General features: G+C 60.9%; 17 protein-coding genes. 3 read left to right on the top strand and 14 right to left on the bottom strand.

Annotated features, from left to right (window positions below):
* Positions 1-82 precede the first annotated feature (82 nt).
* The 6 genes from J3P79_RS20500 to J3P79_RS20475 form a co-directional block, all read right to left on the bottom strand.
* Positions 83-784, bottom strand: coding sequence for an ABC transporter ATP-binding protein (locus J3P79_RS20500; protein ID WP_434605391.1), 702 nt, complete (start codon positions 782-784; stop codon positions 83-85).
* Positions 785-1,552 carry a high-affinity branched-chain amino acid ABC transporter ATP-binding protein LivG gene (livG, locus tag J3P79_RS20495; protein ID WP_434605390.1) on the bottom strand — a complete coding sequence of 256 codons (768 nt, stop codon included), beginning with the start codon at positions 1,550-1,552 and terminating at the stop codon, positions 785-787. It abuts the gene before it with no gap.
* Positions 1,549-2,805, bottom strand: coding sequence for a high-affinity branched-chain amino acid ABC transporter permease LivM (locus J3P79_RS20490; protein WP_434605389.1), 1,257 nt, complete (start codon positions 2,803-2,805; stop codon positions 1,549-1,551). The genes livG and J3P79_RS20490 overlap by 4 nt, the downstream gene beginning before the upstream one ends.
* Positions 2,802-3,725: a high-affinity branched-chain amino acid ABC transporter permease LivH gene (livH, locus tag J3P79_RS20485; protein WP_014336891.1), complete on the bottom strand. Its 924-nt coding sequence runs from the start codon at positions 3,723-3,725 to the stop codon at positions 2,802-2,804. The genes J3P79_RS20490 and livH overlap by 4 nt, the downstream gene beginning before the upstream one ends.
* A gap of 230 nt (positions 3,726-3,955) precedes the next feature.
* A complete protein-coding gene (locus tag J3P79_RS20480) occupies positions 3,956-5,083 on the bottom strand; it encodes a branched-chain amino acid ABC transporter substrate-binding protein (protein WP_434605388.1) in 1,128 nt (375 codons plus the stop codon).
* 60 nt (positions 5,084-5,143) lie between these two features.
* Entirely contained in the window at positions 5,144-5,392 is a 249-nt protein-coding gene (locus J3P79_RS20475) for a hypothetical protein (protein ID WP_196304747.1), read from the bottom strand.
* A 30-nt stretch (positions 5,393-5,422) separates the two neighbouring features.
* Here J3P79_RS20475 and J3P79_RS20470 point away from each other — a divergent pair, with 30 nt between their 5' ends.
* Positions 5,423-5,728 (top strand): DUF2288 domain-containing protein, encoded by a 306-nt coding sequence (locus J3P79_RS20470; RefSeq protein WP_434605387.1) that lies wholly within the window; start codon positions 5,423-5,425, stop codon positions 5,726-5,728.
* A 288-nt stretch (positions 5,729-6,016) separates the two neighbouring features.
* Here the strand turns inward: J3P79_RS20470 and J3P79_RS20465 are convergent, their stop codons facing one another.
* Positions 6,017-8,191, bottom strand: a complete 2,175-nt coding sequence (locus tag J3P79_RS20465) for a hypothetical protein (RefSeq protein ID WP_434605386.1) — start codon at positions 8,189-8,191, stop codon at positions 6,017-6,019.
* Positions 8,192-8,555: 364 nt separating this feature from the next.
* Between J3P79_RS20465 and J3P79_RS20460 the strand changes: the two genes are divergently transcribed.
* Positions 8,556-9,905, top strand: coding sequence for a spinster family MFS transporter (locus tag J3P79_RS20460; protein WP_434605385.1), 1,350 nt, complete (start codon positions 8,556-8,558; stop codon positions 9,903-9,905).
* Between the two features lie 63 nt (positions 9,906-9,968).
* Here J3P79_RS20460 and J3P79_RS20455 read toward each other — a convergent pair whose 3' ends face one another.
* Positions 9,969-11,504: an MDR family MFS transporter gene (locus J3P79_RS20455; protein ID WP_434605384.1), complete on the bottom strand. Its 1,536-nt coding sequence runs from the start codon at positions 11,502-11,504 to the stop codon at positions 9,969-9,971.
* Positions 11,505-11,553: 49 nt separating this feature from the next.
* On the bottom strand, positions 11,554-12,744 hold the full coding sequence (gene pobA / locus J3P79_RS20450) for a 4-hydroxybenzoate 3-monooxygenase (protein ID WP_434605382.1): 1,191 nt from the start codon (positions 12,742-12,744) through the stop codon (positions 11,554-11,556).
* A gap of 172 nt (positions 12,745-12,916) precedes the next feature.
* Here pobA and J3P79_RS20445 point away from each other — a divergent pair, with 172 nt between their 5' ends.
* Positions 12,917-13,810: a helix-turn-helix domain-containing protein gene (locus J3P79_RS20445; protein WP_434605380.1), complete on the top strand. Its 894-nt coding sequence runs from the start codon at positions 12,917-12,919 to the stop codon at positions 13,808-13,810.
* A gap of 7 nt (positions 13,811-13,817) precedes the next feature.
* Here the strand turns inward: J3P79_RS20445 and J3P79_RS20440 are convergent, their stop codons facing one another.
* The 5 genes from J3P79_RS20440 to arcA form a co-directional block, all read right to left on the bottom strand.
* Positions 13,818-13,994: a hypothetical protein gene (locus J3P79_RS20440; RefSeq protein WP_196304748.1), complete on the bottom strand. Its 177-nt coding sequence runs from the start codon at positions 13,992-13,994 to the stop codon at positions 13,818-13,820.
* 290 nt (positions 13,995-14,284) lie between these two features.
* Complete coding sequence (locus tag J3P79_RS20435; RefSeq protein ID WP_434605379.1) at positions 14,285-14,644, bottom strand: DUF5064 family protein; 360 nt, start codon at positions 14,642-14,644, stop codon at positions 14,285-14,287.
* 64 nt (positions 14,645-14,708) lie between these two features.
* Positions 14,709-15,638: a carbamate kinase gene (gene arcC, locus J3P79_RS20430; RefSeq protein WP_434605377.1), complete on the bottom strand. Its 930-nt coding sequence runs from the start codon at positions 15,636-15,638 to the stop codon at positions 14,709-14,711.
* Between the two features lie 87 nt (positions 15,639-15,725).
* Positions 15,726-16,736 carry an ornithine carbamoyltransferase gene (locus J3P79_RS20425; protein WP_181289317.1) on the bottom strand — a complete coding sequence of 337 codons (1,011 nt, stop codon included), beginning with the start codon at positions 16,734-16,736 and terminating at the stop codon, positions 15,726-15,728.
* A 67-nt stretch (positions 16,737-16,803) separates the two neighbouring features.
* The gene (gene arcA / locus J3P79_RS20420; protein WP_434605376.1) at positions 16,804-18,060 is read right to left on the bottom strand and encodes an arginine deiminase; all 1,257 of its coding nucleotides are present in this window, start codon (positions 18,058-18,060) and stop codon (positions 16,804-16,806) included.
* Between the last annotated feature and the right edge of the window lie 5 nt (positions 18,061-18,065).

Raw genomic sequence — 18,065 nt, 5'->3', positions numbered from 1 at the left:
CATGCATAACTCAGTGGCGAGGGAGCGTGCGCATCCAGATAAAAAAAACGGCCCGAAGGCCGTTTTTTTCATGGACGCAGAATCAACCGCCCAGGTACGCCTCGCGCACTTTCGGGTCGGTCAACAGGGACTCACCGGTGCCTTGCATCACCACGTGACCGTTCTCCAGCACGTACGCCCGGTCAGCGATTTTCAGCGCCTGGTTGGCGTTCTGCTCCACCAGGAACACCGTCACGCCATCCTTGCGCAGTTCTTCGATGATGTCGAAGATCTGCTGGATGATGATCGGCGCCAGGCCCAGGGAAGGCTCGTCGAGCAGCAGCAGCTTGGGCTTGCTCATCAGCGCACGGCCGATGGCGAGCATTTGCTGTTCGCCACCGGACATGGTGCCGCCGCGCTGGGTAAAGCGCTCTTTCAGGCGAGGGAAAAGGTGCAGGACCTTGTCCATCTGCTCCTGATAGTCGCCCTTATCGGTAAAAAAACCGCCCATGGCGAGGTTTTCTTCCACGGTCAACCGGGCAAATACCCGACGACCCTCAGGCACCACGGCAATGCTCTTGCGCATGATCTTCGCCGAGTCCTGGCCCACCAGTTCCTCACCCATGTAGCGGATGCTGCCGCTGTGGGCCTGTGGCGAACCGCAAAGTGTCATCAGCAACGTTGACTTGCCGGCACCATTGGCACCGATCAGCGTGACGATTTCGCCCTGGCGGACCTCGACGTTGACGCTGTGCAGCGCCTGGATCTTGCCGTAGAAAGTGGAAACGTTTTCGAACTGCAGCATTTACGCTTCCCCCAGATAGGCTTTGATCACTTCAGGATTGTCGCGGATCTGTTCCGGCGTGCCGTCGGCCAAGGGCGTGCCCTGGTTGATCACGACGATGTGGTCGGAAATGCTCATGACCAGCTTCATGTCGTGCTCGATCAGCAACACGGTGACGTTGTGCTCCTCGCGCAACACGCTGATCAGCGCCTTCAGGTCTTCGGTTTCCTTCGGGTTCAGGCCGGCGGCCGGTTCGTCGAGCATGAGGATCCGCGGGCGGGTCATCATGCAGCGGGCGATTTCCAGGCGACGTTGCTGACCGTAGGCCAGGGTGCCGGCGGTACGGTTGGCGAACTCGGTGAGGTTGACCTTGTCCAGCCAGTACTCGGCGTATTCCATGGCCTCGCGTTCGCTCTTGCGGAACGCCGGGGTCTTGAACAGGCCGGCTAAGAAGTTGGTGTTCAAGTGACGGTGCTGGGCGATCAAGAGGTTTTCGACCGCCGTCATGTCCTTGAACAGCCGTACGTTCTGGAAGGTCCGCACCACGCCCTTGCGGGCGATGTGATGACCGGGCAGGCCCTGGATCGGCTCGCCGTCCAGCAGGATGGTGCCGCCGGTGGGCTGGTAGAAGCCGGTCAGGCAGTTGAACACCGTGGTCTTGCCCGCGCCGTTGGGCCCGATCAAGGCAACCACTTGTTTCTCTTTGACGGTCAGGGCCACGCCGTTGACCGCCAGCAAGCCGCCGAAGCGCATGCTCAGATTTTCAACCTTGAGGATCTCGCGGCTCATTTGCGCAGCTCCATGTGGGGGCGTTGCATAGGCAGCAGACCTTGAGGACGCCAGATCATCATCAGCACCATCAAGGCGCCGAACATCAACATGCGGTATTCACTGAATTCACGCATCATTTCGGGAAGCAGGATCATCACGATAGCCGCGAGAATCACGCCCAGCTGCGAGCCCATCCCGCCCAGCACGACGATGGCGAGAATGATCGCCGACTCGATGAAGGTGAAGGACTCCGGCGTTACCAGGCCTTGGCGAGCGGCAAAGAAGCTACCGGCAAACCCGGCGAACGCAGCGCCGAGGGTAAACGCCGACAGTTTGATCACGGTCGGGTTGAGTCCCAGGGCACGGCAGGCGATCTCGTCTTCACGCAGCGCTTCCCACGCGCGGCCGATCGGCATGCGCAGCAGGCGATTGATGACGAACAGCGCGGCCAGGGCCAGCAGCAGGGCAACCAGGTAGAGGAAGATCACCTTGTTGATCGAGTTGTATTGCAGGCCGAAGTACTCGTGGAAGGTCTGCAGGCCTTCGGCGGCTTTACGCTCGAAGGTCAGGCCGAAGAACGTTGGCTTCTCGATGTTGCTGATGCCGTTCGGGCCACCGGTGATGTCGGTCAGGTTGCGCAGGAACAGGCGGATGATCTCGCCAAAACCCAGGGTCACGATCGCCAGGTAGTCGCCGCGCAAGCGCAGGACCGGGAAACCCAGCAGGAAACCGAAGGTGGCGGCCATCATCCCGGCGATCGGCAGGCAGATCCAGAAGCTCAGGCCGAAGTAGTGGGACAGCAGCGCGTAGCTGTAGGCGCCGACGGCGTAGAAGCCGACGTAACCCAGGTCCAGCAGCCCGGCGAGGCCTACGACGATGTTCAGGCCCAGGCCCAGCATCACGTAGATCAGGATCAGCGTGGCGATGTCCACCGCGCCGCGCGAACCGAAGAACGGCCACACCAGTGCCACGACGACCAGGCCCAGGACGATCCAGCGCTGGGTCGATGGCAGGGTCAGGAAGTTGCTGGCCTTGGCCGGGATTACCGGCACGCCGGGCGATGCCTTCCATGCGGCGCTGATCTGGGTGCTGAACAGCACACGCAGGAACATCAGCACGGAGCACACGGCGATGGTGGCGAGGATGGCCGGGCTGGTGCCGTGCACTTCCAGGTTGATGCCGACGATGGTCAGTTTGAGACCGAGTACCGGGTAGGCCACGGCCCAGACCAGCAGGGCGCTGAAAAGCGCCGATTTGAGATGCCTAGTCATACTTTTTCAACCTCCGGGCGGCCCAGGATGCCGGTCGGCCGGAATAACAGAACCAGAACCAACAAGCCGAACGCTACGACGTCCTTGTACTGGTCGCCGAAGATGTCGGCGCCAAAGGCTTCCGCCACGCCCAGCACCAACCCGCCGAGCATGGCGCCGGGGATGCTGCCGATGCCGCCCAGTACCGCGGCGGTGAAGGCTTTCAGACCGACCAGGAAGCCGGCGTTGGGGTTGATCACGCCGTATTGCATGCTCAACAGCACCGCGGCGATGGCCGCCAGGGCCGCACCGATGACAAAGGTCAGGGCGATGATGTTGTTGGTGTTGATGCCCAGCAGGTTGGCCATCTTGATGTCCTCGGCACAGGCGCGGCAGGCGCGGCCCAGGCGGGAACGGGAGATGAACAGCGTGAGGCCGAGCATGGCGACCAGGGTCACCACGAACACCACGATTTGCATGTAGGAAATCAGCACTTCATGTGCCCCGCCTGGCCCGATGGCGAAGTTGCCCGGAATCAGGTTGGGAATGGATTTGTCCTTGGAGTCTTGCGAAAGCAGTACCGTGTTCTGCAGGAAAATCGACATGCCGATGGCGGAAATCAGCGGGATCAGACGGTTGCTGCCGCGCAGGGGGCGGTAGGCGATCCGTTCGATGCTGTAGCCATAGGAACTGGTGACCACGATGCTCGCGATGAAAGCCGCGGTCATCAACAGCGGGACACTGTCGAGTCCCATCATGGCCAGCCCGGCGATGGCGATGAACGCCACGTAGGAGCCGATCATGTAGACCTCGCCGTGGGCGAAGTTGATCATTCCAATGATGCCGTAGACCATCGTATAGCCGATGGCGATCAGGGCATACGTGCTGCCAACGGTCAGGCCGTTAACCAGCTGCTGGAAGAAGTGATAGATGTCAGGCATTACAGCGCTCCTAAAAACCTGATACGCATTTCACTGGTGGAGTCATTTTCCCGCCCGGGGCCCGTGGATCTTCATCCACTTCGAACACGGGTTTTGCCAGCGAACCGCTGATGACGGTTTTGAGATTTTCAGGTGGGGAGACTGGCGGATCACGCCAGCGCGGCCCAATACATTCAAAACAAAGCCCACGGCACGCCGTGGGCTTTATTGGCAGTCAGTCAGGCAGGGCCTTACTGAGGCGAAGCTTCGGTTTTAGGTTTGCCGAAATGCCACTCGTAAACCACGAACTTGAAGTCCTTCAGGTCGCCGTTCTTGTCGAAGCTCAGGTCACCAGTCGGTGTCTTGAAAGTGCCGGCGTGGATGGCTTCAGCCACTTTTTCCGGGTCTTCGCTCTTGGTGGAAGTAATGGCCTGGGCGATCACTTGCACAGCGGAGTAGGACGGGAATACAAACGGACCGCTCGGGTCTTCTTTCTTGGCCTTGAACGCGTCAGCCAGGGCGACGTTGGCTGGATCCTGGTCGAAGGATTTCGGCAGGGTCACCAGCAGGCCTTCGGAAGCTTCCTTGGCGATTTGCGAGATGGAGTCGTTACCCACGCCTTCCGGACCCATGAACTTGGCTTTCAGGCCTTTTTCCTGGGCTTGACGCAGGATCAGGCCCAGCTCCGGGTGGTAGCCGCCGTAGTAGACGAAGTCGACGTTGGCTTGCTTGAGCTTGGCGATCATCGAGGAGAAGTCTTTGTCGCCGGCGTTTACGCCTTCGAATACGGCAACCTTGGTGCCTTTCTTCTCGAGGGTGGCTTTCACCGCGCTGGCGATGCCTTCACCGTACTGCTGCTTGTCGTGCAGGACCGCAACGACTTTCGGCTTGACGTGGTCGGCGATGTAGTTGCCGGCCGCTGGGCCTTGGGCGCTGTCCAGGCCGATGGTGCGGAAGATCATCTTGTAGCCACGGGCGGTGATGTCCGGGCTGGTGGCCGCTGGAGTGATCATGATCACGCCTTCGTCCTCGTAGATGTCCGAAGCCGGCTGGGTGGAGCTGGAGCACAGGTGGCCGATGACGAACTTGACGCCGTCGTTGACGACTTTGTTCGCGACCGCGACCGCTTGTTTTGGATCGCAGGCGTCGTCGTATTCAACGGCTTCAAGTTGCTTGCCGTTGACGCCGCCCTTGGCGTTGATTTGCTCGATTGCCATCTTGGAACCGCTGAACTGCATGTCGCCGTATTGGGCTACAGGGCCGGTTTTCGGGCCGGCGATGCCGATCTTGATGGTATCGGCGGCAAACGAATGGCTGGCAACCCCGGCCAGAACCATAGCGGCAAACAGTTTGGAAATCTGCTTAGTAGCCTTAGTCATAGTGCTCCACTCATGCTGTTGTAGTTTTTATAGTCCTGGCGCCGTAGCAGCAGAACCGGGTCAGATATCTTGGATATCCTCGCGGAAAATGCCCCCGGCAACTGTACCGGTACAGTGTAGAGCGCCGATTGTTGGCAAGGGAAGCTGGCGCTTGGGGGCAAAACCTGAGGGTGTCGCTTTATTGAAAGAAAAAGACAGATTCGCGGCGGGGTTTGTCCGGTCAAATCGGCAATCCTTGGCTTTGCTGCGCTTTTCAATCGATGCTGCAATTGCAACCGGGTTTTTCTGCCAGACCACCGACGTTATCATTCGCGCCGATTTCTTTTCCGGACAGCTCCCATGAATCAAGAACCTAGCACCCTCTATGCCAAATTGCTCGGTGAAACCGCATCTATCACCTGGAAAGAGCTGGAGCCGTTCTTTGCCAAGGGTGCCCTATTGTGGGTCGACCCGGCATTGGATCTGATCGCCGCAGCCGAAGCCGTTGCCCAGGACGAAGGTACCAAAGTCGCCGCCTGGCTGGGCGCCGGGCAGGTCGCCAAGCTGTCTGAAACGCGGGCGCTGGATTTTTTCGAGCGCGATCCAGAACTCTGGGCCGTGGTGGTTTCGCCTTGGATAATGATCCAGGAAAGGGCGTCGAATTGATCGATGCACCAACTTGGTTCGCCTAATCGCTTTGTTGAAAGTGTGTAGGTGAGTAGCGTGATTACAGACCGCCGTGGCGAAACGCCACAGGGCAGGGTGACGTATACGTAACGGGAACAGTTTATCGAGCAGCCTTTTGGCTGCTTAATTGTTTCTGGATGTTGTTCAGGGGAAGGAACTCAAGTCCGCTATCGCGAGCAAGCTCGCTCTCACAACGGGCCTGTGTTTACAAAGCCCTGTGGGAGCGAGCTTGCTCGCGATTGGGGACAACACGGAGTCAAGCCAGCCTCAGTAAGTCCGGCCAGTATGGTTATTGAGCGAAATAACCTTGGTCTTGCCAATCCGGTGACGGTAGATCTCGCGCAGGTACTTGATGGACTTCTTCACGCAATCCCGGGACAGGCGGATGTCGTTGATCGAGACGAACTTCTCTTTGTCGCTGATCAGCTCGCGATACTTCTTCTCGTACATCGGCTTGATCGCGTACCAGTTGGTATCGAGGATCTTGGCCGGGTTCTCGAATTCGTTGAGCAGGTCGTCGATGCGTTGTTCATCGAAATCCTCGTTGATGATGAAGTCCAGGATCGAGTTGTCCAGCGTCTCGTCGAAGCGGTACGGTGTGCGGGCGAAACAACGCTTGATGAATGCCACGATCAGGGTCAGGAAGTCGTCCGACAGGCACGGGCTCTTGGCGATCAGGGTGGTCAGCGACAGGTTGGCCGAGGCGCCGATCACCAGCGCGTAGCGCTTGAGCGTGGTGTTGGGGAACAGGCTGTTGAGGTGGGTCTTGAGCCGGTTCAGGTCCATGTAGGACAGCTTGTAGTCCTTCGGCAGCGAGACGATCGATACCACCGACGAGCAATTCTTGAAGAAGTGCAGGTCATGCAGGGCCGCTGCGTCGTAGCCGGAATTCTTGTACTGCTCCAACGAGGCACGGTAGCGCTTGGACTCGATGGGCAACAGGCTGATGCCTTCGATGGCCTGGGTGACTTTGTTGAAGTGCGGCAGGTCGATGGAACGGAAGAACAGGTCGTCGATGTTCAGGCGCGGCGGCTCTTTCTCGAACACCTTGAACTTGTCGCCGCTCGGCGCCGGGGTTTCCGGGACGACGGACTCGGCGTAGGCAATCGCCACCGGGCCGGCCAGGCTCATGAACAGGTCGTTGGCATCCAGGCGAATGGTTTCGCCAATGTCGATGCCGGCACGGCGGAAGTAGTTCTGGTCGTAGTCGGTGGTAACCGCCTGGGCCGTCAGGATGTTGAAGATCTGCTGGGAGATGTACTGGTTGGCATGTTTCTCCATGGCATTGACATCAATGTTCTGGATGTTGCCGTCATCGCTTTCTTCGGCGTAGCGCATGATGTCGTTGGAAATCAGCATCATCGCGTTCCAGGGACGGATACGCCCCATCACGCTGGCTTCGCTGCTGTCTTCGTTGGCGAAGTTGTACGAGAAATCCCATTCTTCCGAGAGGTATTTGCACAGCAGGCGTCCGGCGTTGATGTGCAAGGCCTCGGACATTTCGCTGCGATGGTCGGAAATATTCGGCAGTACGCAAATGCCGCTGGTGAAGATCGGCTCGAAGACGAAGGAATGGCCGCTCTTGCTGTCATGCTCGTCCATCGGCTTGGTGTCGAACGTCTTGTTCATGTACGAGTACTGCTGGGCCAGGCCGAACTCCGAGGCCATGCCCGAACCGGTACCGCCGCCGGCGCTGAAGATCGAGAAGTACAGGCGCGATTGGTTGGCCTTGATGCCGCAGCTGTCGATCAGGTACGAGTGGATCATTTTCCAGTCGGGGCTGGAGAAACGCTGGGTGTCTTTGTTCAGGATGATCTTTGCCAGGTACTGGCCGAGGATCGGCGCGTTACCGGCGCCACCGGCATGGACTTCCGACAGGTCCATGATTTTCATCTTGCTGTAGTCACGCAGGAAGCCGCTTTTCTCGCCCTTGCGCGAGAAGCGGATGCGCCCGGCGATGTCCTTGTCCAGGTCGCCGAGCATGACCAGCGGTTCCACCAGGAACACCGGTTTGCTCGCCTTGCTGGTGCCCAGGCGCAGGTTGCGCATCCACTGGGCCGGGCGATAGCCCTTGTCACCGTAGTTCTTGTCTTCGGCGTTGAATTCGTTGAGGTAGAACTTGCGGGCGTTGTAGACCAGCTCCGCGACGTCCAGGGCGATGTTTGACCCACAGCGCCCCAGGCCGATCAGGCACACCGAAGGGAATTCCTGTTGGCCACGCTCGCTCTCGTCGTCCACCAGATGCGGCGGGCGCGGGAACACGGCATCGCGCAGGCCGTCGAGGTTGTCGAGGATGCGGTCGGTGTTGGTCTCGGTGAAATACAGGTATTGCTGGGTGGCCAAGGATCGTGAGCTGCTCGACAGCGTCGAGGTTTCAGGGCCGTTGGCGGCTGGGCTCAGGGTCAGATCGGAAACCGCAGTGGCTGTTTTTTTGGAGGTCATTGTGCGCCGTATGCCTGGACTGGTCGGATCGACGATCTGGGGCGTCGAACCATCGCGAATGGGAACTCGCGTCCTTTGACGGCGACGCGAATGTCGGCCCAAGCGTTCAGGGCTGCAGCCTGAGCAGCGCTCGGGAGAATCTATTCCTGATCATGTTGGATCGGCCACCGCACGGCGTTCTTTAATCATGAACAGGCAAAATGATGGCAATTGTTACAGCTAATTGACCAACGTCATGAAACACGCCCTGCGCCATGGTTCGGTATCAGCCATGCGAATGATTGAAGACAGCTTGCGTCCCGCTGTCTAGATTGCAGACTCCGGGCTCGGATGCCTCGCCCAACAATAAAAAAGAGACGGACCCATGCAGAACTCGACCCAAGCGGCGAATGCCTGGCGCATTCTGTTCCTGCTGTTCCTGGCCAACCTGTTCAACTTCTTTGACCGCACCATCCCGGCGATCATCATCGAACCGATCCGCATGGAATGGAGCCTGAGCGACTTCCAGATCGGCATCATCGGCACCGCGTTCACCATCGTCTATGCCATTGCCGGCTTGCCGCTGGGACGCATGGCCGATACCGGCTCGCGCAGCAAGTTGATGGGCTGGGGCCTGGCGGCCTGGAGCGGCCTGACCGCGGTGAACGGCCTGGTGGGCAGCTTCTGGGCATTCCTGGTGGTGCGCATGGGCGTGGGCATTGGTGAGGCGAGTTATGCACCGGCGGCCAACTCATTGATTGGCGACCTGTTCCCGGCCCACCGCCGGGCGCGGGCGATGGGTATTTTCATGCTGGGGCTGCCGATTGGGTTGCTGCTGGCATTTTTTACCATTGGCGCGATGGTCAAGGCTTTCGACAGTTGGCGTGCACCGTTCTTCATTGCAGCGGTGCCGGGGCTGGTGCTGGCGGTGTTCATGTTTTTCATCAAGGAGCCCAAGCGCGGCGCGGCGGAAACCGTGCAGGTGTCCCAGGAGAAGGTCGATAAACCGGTTCGCCGAGTGCTGGCGATTCCAACCTTCCTCTGGCTGGTGCTGGCGGGGCTCTGCTTCAACTTTGCAACCTATGCTTGTAACTCGTTCCTGGTGCCGATGCTGCAGCGTTATTTCGGGATGCCGCTGCACGAGGCGGCCGTGGCCACGGGCATCATGGTGGGCGTGACCGGACTGTTCGGGCTGACCCTTGGCGGCTGGGTCGCGGACAAGATCCACCAGCGCGTGCCCAACGGTCGCCTGCTGTTTGCAGCGTTCAGCCTGGCCATCTCCACTGTGACCACGGCGTGGGCTCTACACGCCGGGCGTATCGAGATTGGTGTGTTCGTGGCGGTGTTCAGCGTCGGTTGGTTGTTCGCCTATAACTTCTATACCTGCGTCTACACCGCGATTCAGGACGTGGTTGAGCCGCGCCTGCGCGCCACGGCGATGGCCTTGTATTTTGCCGGGTTGTATTTGCTCGGCGGCGGCCTGGGGCCGGTGGTGGTGGGCGGCCTGTCCGACTACTTCGCCCATACGGCAATGGCGGTCGCAGGCGCCCCGCAAATGACCGAAGCGTTCAAGGCCATCGGCCTGCATGACGCAATGTACCTGATCCCGGTGGCGCTGCTGCTGACCATGGTGTTCCTGTTCCTGGCGTCTCGCTGCTTTGTGCGTGATGCCAAGCGGATGAAGGAGGGGATGAGTGTGACCGTGGAGCCGGGTGGCGTGGCGGCGACGGCCTGACAACGCCAGGTCAGTCTGCTGGCAAAAGGGCTTTCGTGGCGAGGGAGTTCAGCGTCGTCCGGGCTAGCGAGTCTTTTCTTCTCGCCCGCGCAACAGGCGATCGGGCATCGCCACGGCAGCCGCCAGCCCCAGCAATGACACCGCCGCGCTGATCATCAGCAAGTGCCGGAACGTCGCCTGCAGTTCTTCCCGCAAGGCATCCCGTGCGTCGCCCGGTGCGGCGTTGAGGCCGTCGAGCAGCACGTTGCCGGAATGCCCTTCGCCCATCACCGACGAACCGGCGAGCTGGGCGAAACCCGAATCCTGCAGCAGCGCCAGCAGCAACGCCGACATCAGCGCCACGCCCACCGCCCCGCCCAGGGAGCGGAACAGGTTGGTGGTGCTGGTGGCGACGCCGATGTCCCGTTGCTCCACCGCATTCTGCGAGCCCACCAGCGAGGTGGGAAATTGCATGCCGGAGGCGATGCCGCTGAGCAACATGAACAGGCTGCTCAGCCAGAACGCAGCGGGCGGCGTGAAGGCCATGCCGAGGATGGCGAACGGAAAGAGCAGGGCGCCACAGAGGATCATCGGTTTGTAGCGCCCGGTGACCGAGGTCCGGCGGCCGGCAAAATAGGCCCCCGTTGGCAAACCCATCGCCAGCGGCAGCAAGTGCAGTGCCGCGCTGTCGGCACCGGCACCGGTCACGCTCTGGAAGCGCAACGGCACCAGCACCGTCAGGGAAATCGCCTGGAAGCTGGTGAAAAACACCGTGCACCAGCACAGCACCGCGCTGCGGTTCACGAACAGGTGCATGGGCAGCAACGGCTCGCGGGCGCGGCGTTCGTGCCAGGCGAAGAAACCCAGCACAAGCACGGCGCCACCCAGCAGGCCAAGCACGTCGCGGCTGTGCCAGGCGTGGCCTTGGCCGATCTCGGTAATGCCCAGCAACAGCGACGTCAGGCCGGTGATCAGCAACACGGTGCCCAGGTAGTCGATGATCGGCGTGCGTTGCGGTACTGGCAGCCCCACCAAGGCGCGCCGGGCTACCAGCCAGGCGCCCAGGCCCAGCGGCAGGTTGATCCAGAACACCCAGCGCCACGACAGGTATTCGGTCATGTAGCCACCCAGCACCGGTCCGGCGACGCTGGCCACTGCGTACATGCTGCTGAAATAACCCTGGTAGCGACCGCGCTCGCGGGGCGGGATGATGTCGCCGATGATCGCCTGGCTCACCGAAATCATGCCCCCGGCGCCGATGCCCTGGATGATCCGCGCCAGCACCAATTGCTCCATGTTCTGGGCCAGGCCACAGAACAGCGAAGCGAGGGTAAACAGGCCCATGCCGAACAGCATCAGCGGCCGCCGGCCATACAAATCGCCCAACTTGCCGTAAATCGGCACCGCCACGGTCATGGCGACCATGTAGCCGGAGATCACCCAGGCCAGCAGGCTGACGTCCTTGAACTGCGCGGAAATGGCCGGCATCGAGACCGCGACGATGGTCTGGTCCAGCGCACCGAGGAAAATCGCCAGCATCAGCGCCACCAGCACGCTGCGGATGGCGGGTTGCGGGGCTTGAGGCGTATCGAGCTGAGTCAAGGCAGGACCTGCGGGCATCGCGCCAGACGGCGAGGGGACGAAGCCCGCAGTTTAAATCGGTAGTCGCCTATTCGATAGCCTCGTAAGGAAGGCCGACGTAGTTTTCCGCGATGGTTTTGCGGCCCGCCTCGGAGTCGACAAAGTATTCCAGCTCCGCTTCGCTGATGCGCTGGTTGAACGCATCGTCATCGAAGCGGTGCAGCATCGAGGTCATCCACCAGGAAAATCGTTCGGCTTTCCAGACCCGTCGCAGGCAGATTTCGGAATAGCGTTCCAGCAGATCCACGCGGCCGTCGCGATAGACCTTGAGCAAGATGTTGAACAACGTGCTGACGTCGCTGGCGGCCAGGTTCAACCCCTTGGCACCGGTCGGCGGGACGATGTGGGCGGCGTCGCCCACCAGGAACAGCCGTCCGTATTGCATCGGTTCGACAACGAAACTGCGCAGCGGCGCGATGCTTTTTTCGATGGAGGGGCCGGTCACCAGCGCTTCGGCTAAATCGGCGGGCAAGCGGTTTTTCAGTTCGGTCCAGAAACGCTCGTCCGGCCAGTCGGACACTTGTTCATCGGCGGGCACTTGCAGGTAATAACGGGTGCGAGTCCGTGAGCGCATGCTGCACAGGGCAAAGCCCCGCTCGTGGCGAGCGTACACAAGTTCTTCGTGGACGGGTGGGGTGTCGGCGAGAATGCCGAGCCAACCGAACGGGTAGACGCGTTCGAAGACCTGGAGTTTTTCCGCCGGGATCGATTGCCGCGCCACACCATGGAAACCGTCGCAGCCGGCGACGTAATCGCAGTCCAGGCGCCAGGTTTCGCCGGCGTGTTCGAAGGTCACGAAGGGGTGATCGGTCGCGAGGTCGTGGGGCTGGGTATTGTCGACCTGATACAGCGTGCGAGCGCCGGATGCCTCGCGCGCCGCCATCAAGTCGCGGGTGACTTCGGTCTGGCCGTAGACCGTGACGTTCTGCCCGCCGGTCAGGCCTTTGAGATCAATGTGCACGCGGCGGCCGTTGAGGACCAGTTCAAAGCCATCATGGGGCAGGCCCTCTGTGTCCATGCGCTGGCCGACTCCGGCCTGGCGCAGCAGCTGGACCATGCCCTGTTCGAGTACACCGGCGCGGATGCGGCTGAGCACGTAGTCGGGCGTCTGGCGTTCGAGGATCACGGTGTCGATCCCGGCGTTGTGCAATAACTGGCCGAGCAGCAGCCCAGAGGGGCCGGCGCCGATAATGGCGACTTGGGTCTTGAGGGTTTTCATTGTTGTTATGACTCGCAAGAGGCACGCGACCAGGGTCGACGTTTATTTTTAGTAATCCTGGCGTGCATTTTTCGCTTGCGGACCTGTCAATTGAAGGGGAAAACTGCGCTGAAACCTGTACTTTCTGCCAATCGGTGCGATTACCGCCCGTAACCCGAGGCCGATCCTCGTTATGAAGAAAACTGAGCTGCCTTCGATCCCGGTGTTCAAGCTCTATGGCGAAAGCCAGGATTGGCCCACGCCGGACCTGCTGCACTGCGAAACCATCTCCAGCCGCAGCAGCGAGCACCAATGGGAAATCAAACCCCATCGGCACGCCGACCTGTGCCAGTTGCTGTTTGTCTTCAAGGGCGAGGCAGAGCTGGAGATTGAAGGCCAGCGCACCCGGCTCGATGAGCCGGCGGTGCAGATCCTGCCGCCGCTGTCGGTCCATGGTTTTCGGTTTTCCGAGGATGTGCAGGGTTATGTCGTGACCCTGGCGGCGCCGCTGGTCACGCACCTGCAAGGGCAGTTGGGCCATTCGGTCAACATCCTGGCCCAGGCCGAAGCCTACCCGGCCGGGGAGAATGTCGATTACCTCAACAGTTTGTTCAGTGCCTTGCAGGCCGAGTACGTCGGCCATCAACCCGCCCGGGAAATGCTCATGCACGCGCTGGTCAGCGTGATCATGGTCTGGGTCAGTCGCCAAGTGATGAGCCGGCGCACCTCCACCCAGCGCCCGCAACGAGCGCGGGAATACCTCAACGGGTATATCCAACTGGTGGAAGAAACCTATCGCCAGCACGTCAAGGTCGAAGACTTGGCCCATCGCCTGGGCATTTCGGTGTCCCACCTCAACGGCACCTGTCGCGAACTGGCGGGGCAACCGGCATTGCAGATCATGCATGAGCGGCAGTTGTTGGAAGCCAAGCGACTGCTGACGTATACCGGCATGACGATCTTTGAGATTTCCGAGATACTCGGTTTCTCCGACCCGACCAACTTCACCCGGTTGTTTCGCCGGCGTGTCGGCATTTCGCCAAAGGCCTTCCGCGACCGGCTCAAGACCGATCAGCAGGACGACTGAGGCCGCTTCAGCGCAGAGCGTTCAGGGATGCGTTGTGCGGTATGCAGCGTTCGAAGTTGCAACTGGCGTAGTCTCGGGGCAATTGCCTGGCCTGCTCGACCCGATAAGCCGCGGTGCCATACAGCGCGAGCGTGGCAGTGCAGGTCAGGAAAATGGCGAGGCGTCTTCTTGTTTTGATGTTCATGGCGATGACCTCTGAACGAATACCCGGGGGTACTACCTTCAGCATAGGTCAGCTGTGGCGGGTTGCCAGCGAGGCAGGCTTTGTGTGTAACCCGATATTCAGAACACTGATATTCCCCTGTTGGGGCCAGGCCTCAAGGCTCAAGCCCTGTTTCCTTGTGGCGAGGGAGCTTGCTCCCGCTGGGACGCGCAGCGGCCCCAAGCTCTTGCGGTCGCTGCGCAACCGAGCGGGAGCGAGCTCCCTCGCCACAGGTTCATTTCATGTCAGGAATGGCAGCATTTCCCAGCCAGTTATTCCAGGTGCTCGGGCTTCATCGGATCCCCCGGCTTGACGTCCAGTTGCATGCGCACGTCTTCGAACATCTCATCGTAGTACTTGTGCATCGAGCCGATGCTGGCGGCCTTGGGCAAGCCGTATTGCTGGGCGATGCGTGTGGCATGGCGGGCGAAGTCGAAGGCTTGGTCCTTGGCCAGGAAAAACGTTTCGTCCACGTTCTTGTCTTCCACCGTACCGTGCAGGCGGAATGACATGCCCTTTCCCTCCTTGGGATCCTGTGCAATTTCGTAGTCGATGCACAGGTTGTAGCTGAAATCATCCTTGTTCAGCGCATGGCGCTCCATGTGCAGGTGTCCGGGTTGGAACGTGGCCATCAGCGTCTCTCCTTTGAAGGCATGGAGAACGGCAGACACCGCGCCTGCCGTATAAGTTTTCCCGTTACCTATAAACAATTCCTGGCGTCGCTGTGCTGATACGCGTGCCCGCCGTGCCTTGGACGATAGCATCGATGTCCGACAACGACCCGATCACCGCGACCTTCCCGGTGTTGCGCGCGAATTCGCAGGCGGCTTGCACCTTCGGCCCCATGGACCCGGCGGCGAAGCCGAGTCGTTCCATGTCGTCGGGGTGGGCCTGGGCGATGGCTTTCTGGGTCGGCTTGCCGAAGTCGATGAACGCGGCGTTGACGTCGGTGGCGATGACCAGCAGATCGCTTTCCAGTTGTTCGGCCAGCAGCGCCGAGCACAGGTCCTTGTCGATCACCGCTTCCACGCCTTGCAGGTTGCCGTGGGCGTCATACATCGTCGGAATGCCGCCACCGCCGGCGCAGATCACGATGCTGCCTTTTTCAAGCAGCCATTTGATCGGGCGGATCTCGAAGATGCGCTTGGGCCTGGGGCTGGCAACCACGCGCCGGAACTTGTCGCCGTCCGGGGCGATGGCCCAGCCTTTTTCGGCGGCCAGTCTTTGCGCTTCTTCCTGGCTGTAGACCGGGCCGATGGGCTTGGTGGGGGTTTGGAACGCCGGGTCGTTGGCGTCCACTTCGACCTGGGTCAAGAGCGTGGCGAAGGGCACTTCGAAGTCCAGGAGGTTGCCCAGTTCCTGTTCGATGATGTAGCCGATCATGCCTTCGGTTTCGGCGCCGAGCACGTCCAGCGGGTACGGCGTGACCGAGGTGTAGGCCGCCGCCTGCAACGACAGCAGGCCGACCTGCGGGCCGTTGCCGTGGGCGATGACGAGTTCATTGCCGGGGTGGATCTTGGCGATCTGTTCGGCGGCGGTGCGGATGTTGCTGCGTTGATTGTCTGCGGTCATGGGTTCACCCCGACGCAGGAGGGCGTTACCGCCCAGGGCGACGACGATGCGCATAGTGCTGTCCTTTCAAAAATGGAACGAACAATGCGGTCCCCTGTGGGAGCGAGCAAGCTCGCTCCCACAGTGTTTCGCGTCGGGTATTTAAATATCCGCCAACGCCGCCACCAGGATTGCCTTGATGGTGTGCATGCGGTTTTCCGCCTGTTCGAAGGCAATGTTGGCCGGGGATTCGAAAACCTCCTCGGTCACTTCCACGCCGTTGGCCAGGTTCGGATAGCGGGCGGCGATGTCCTTGCCGACCTTGGTTTCGCTGTTGTGGAACGCCGGCAGGCAGTGCATGAATTTCACCCGGGGGTTGCCCGAAGCCTTCATCATCTGCGCATTGACCTGGTAGGGCAGCAACTGCTCGATGCGCTCGTCCCAGGCTTCCACCGGCTCGCCCATGGACACCCAGATATCGGTGTGGATGAAGTCCACGCCCTTGACCGCTTCCTGCGGGTCTTCGGTGATGGTGATCCGTGCGCCGCTTTCGGCGGCGAAGGCTTGGCACTGGTCGATGAAATCCTGGTGCGGCCACAGCGCTTTTGGCGCGCCGATGCGCACGTCCATGCCCAGTTTGGCGCCGATCATCAGCAGCGAGTTGCCCATGTTGTAGCGGGCATCGCCCAGGTACGCGTAGCTGATGTCATGCAGCGGCTTGTCGCTGTGCTCGCGCATGGTCAGGGTGTCGGCGATCATTTGGGTGGGGTGGAATTCGGCGGTCAGGCCGTTGAACACCGGCACCCCGGCGAACTTGGCCAGCTCTTCGACGATCTCCTGTTCGAAGCCTCGGTATTCGATGGCGTCGAACATCCGTCCCAGGACCCGGGCGGTGTCCTTCATGCTTTCCTTGTGGCCGATCTGCGACGACACCGGGTCGATGTAGGTGACGTGCGCGCCCTGGTCATGGGCCGCGACTTCGAAGGCGCAGCGGGTGCGGGTCGAGGTCTTCTCGAAGATCAACGCGATGTTCTTGCCCTTGAGGTGCGGCTGCTCGGTGCCGGTGTATTTGGCGCGCTTGAGGTCGCGGGACAGGTCCAGCAAAAAGTGCAGCTCGCGGTTGGTGTGGTGCATCAAGCTCAGCAGGCTGCGGTTGCGCATGTTGAAAGCCATGGTGGATCTCCTTGGGTGTCGGTTATCCGCTGGGCCGTTCTCGATAAAAACGGCCCAGGCTCGAAGGTCAGTAATCGATCGGGTCGCGGATGATCGGGCAGGTCATGCAATGGCCGCCGCCCCGGCCCCGGCCCAGTTCGCTGGCGCTGATGGTGATGACTTCCACGCCGGCCTTGCGCAGCAGGGTATTGGTGTAGGTGTTGCGGTCGTAGCCGATGACCACGCCCGGTTCCACCGCCACGACGTTGTTGCCGTCGTCCCATTGCTCGCGCTCGGCGGCGAAGCTGTTGCCGCCGGTTTCCACCACGCGCAGCGTCGGCAACTTGAGCGCTGCGGCCACGGTGTCGATAAAGCTGCCTTCCTCGCGGCGCACGTCGATGCCACCGGGCTTGCTCTCGTCCGGGCGCAGGGAAAACGCCACGATCTGGCTGACGACTTCCGGAAAAACCGTGACCAGGTCGCGGTCGCAGAAGCTGAACACGGTGTCCAGGTGCATGGCCGCGCGGGATTTCGGCAGGCCGGCGACAATCACGCGCTCCACGGCGTTGTGCTTGAACAGGTTCAGCGCCAACTGACCGATGGCTTGGCGCGACGAGCGCTCGCCCATGCCGATCAACACCACGCCGTTGCCGATCGGCATCACGTCGCCGCCTTCGAGGGTGGCGTTGCCGTGGTCGTGGTCCGGGTCGCCGTACCAGATTTCGAATTCGGCATTGGTGAACTGCGGATGGAATTTGTAGATGGCCGTGGTCAGCAGGGTTTCCTGGCGTCGCGCCGGCCAGTACATCGGGTTCAGGGTCACGCCGCCGTAGATCCAGCACGTGGTGTCGCGGGTGAACTGGGTATTGGGCAACGGCGGCAGGATGAAGCTGGAGTGGCCGAGGAAGTCGCGGAACATCTGGATGGTCTTGCCGCCGAAGCTGTCCGGCAGGTCATCGGCCGAGACGCCGCCGATCAGGAATTCGGCGATCTTGCGCGGCTCCAGGCTGCGCAGCCAGGCGCCGACTTCATGCACCAGGCCCAGGCCCACCGAGTTGGCGGTGATCTTGCGCTGCAGAATCCAGTCCAGCGCTTCGGGGATGGCGACGATGTCAGTCAGCAGGTTGTGCATCTCCAGGACGTCGATCCCGCGTTCGCGCATCTTGGTGACAAAATCGAAGTGGTCGCGCTTGGCCTGGTTGACCCACAGCACGTCGTCGAACAGCAGCTCGTCGCAGTTGTTCGGCGTCAGCCGCTGGTGGGCCAGACCGGGTGAACAGACCATGACTTTGCGCAATTTTCCAGCTTCGGAGTGGACGCCGTACTTCACTTTTTCCGTGGTCATTACCG

The organism is Pseudomonas sp. R1-7, from assembly GCF_051132105.1.
Classification (GTDB): Bacteria; Pseudomonadota; Gammaproteobacteria; order Pseudomonadales; family Pseudomonadaceae; genus Aquipseudomonas.
The sequence above is the reverse complement of the archived record's forward strand: the minus strand, read 5'-3'. Positions and strand labels throughout refer to the sequence as shown.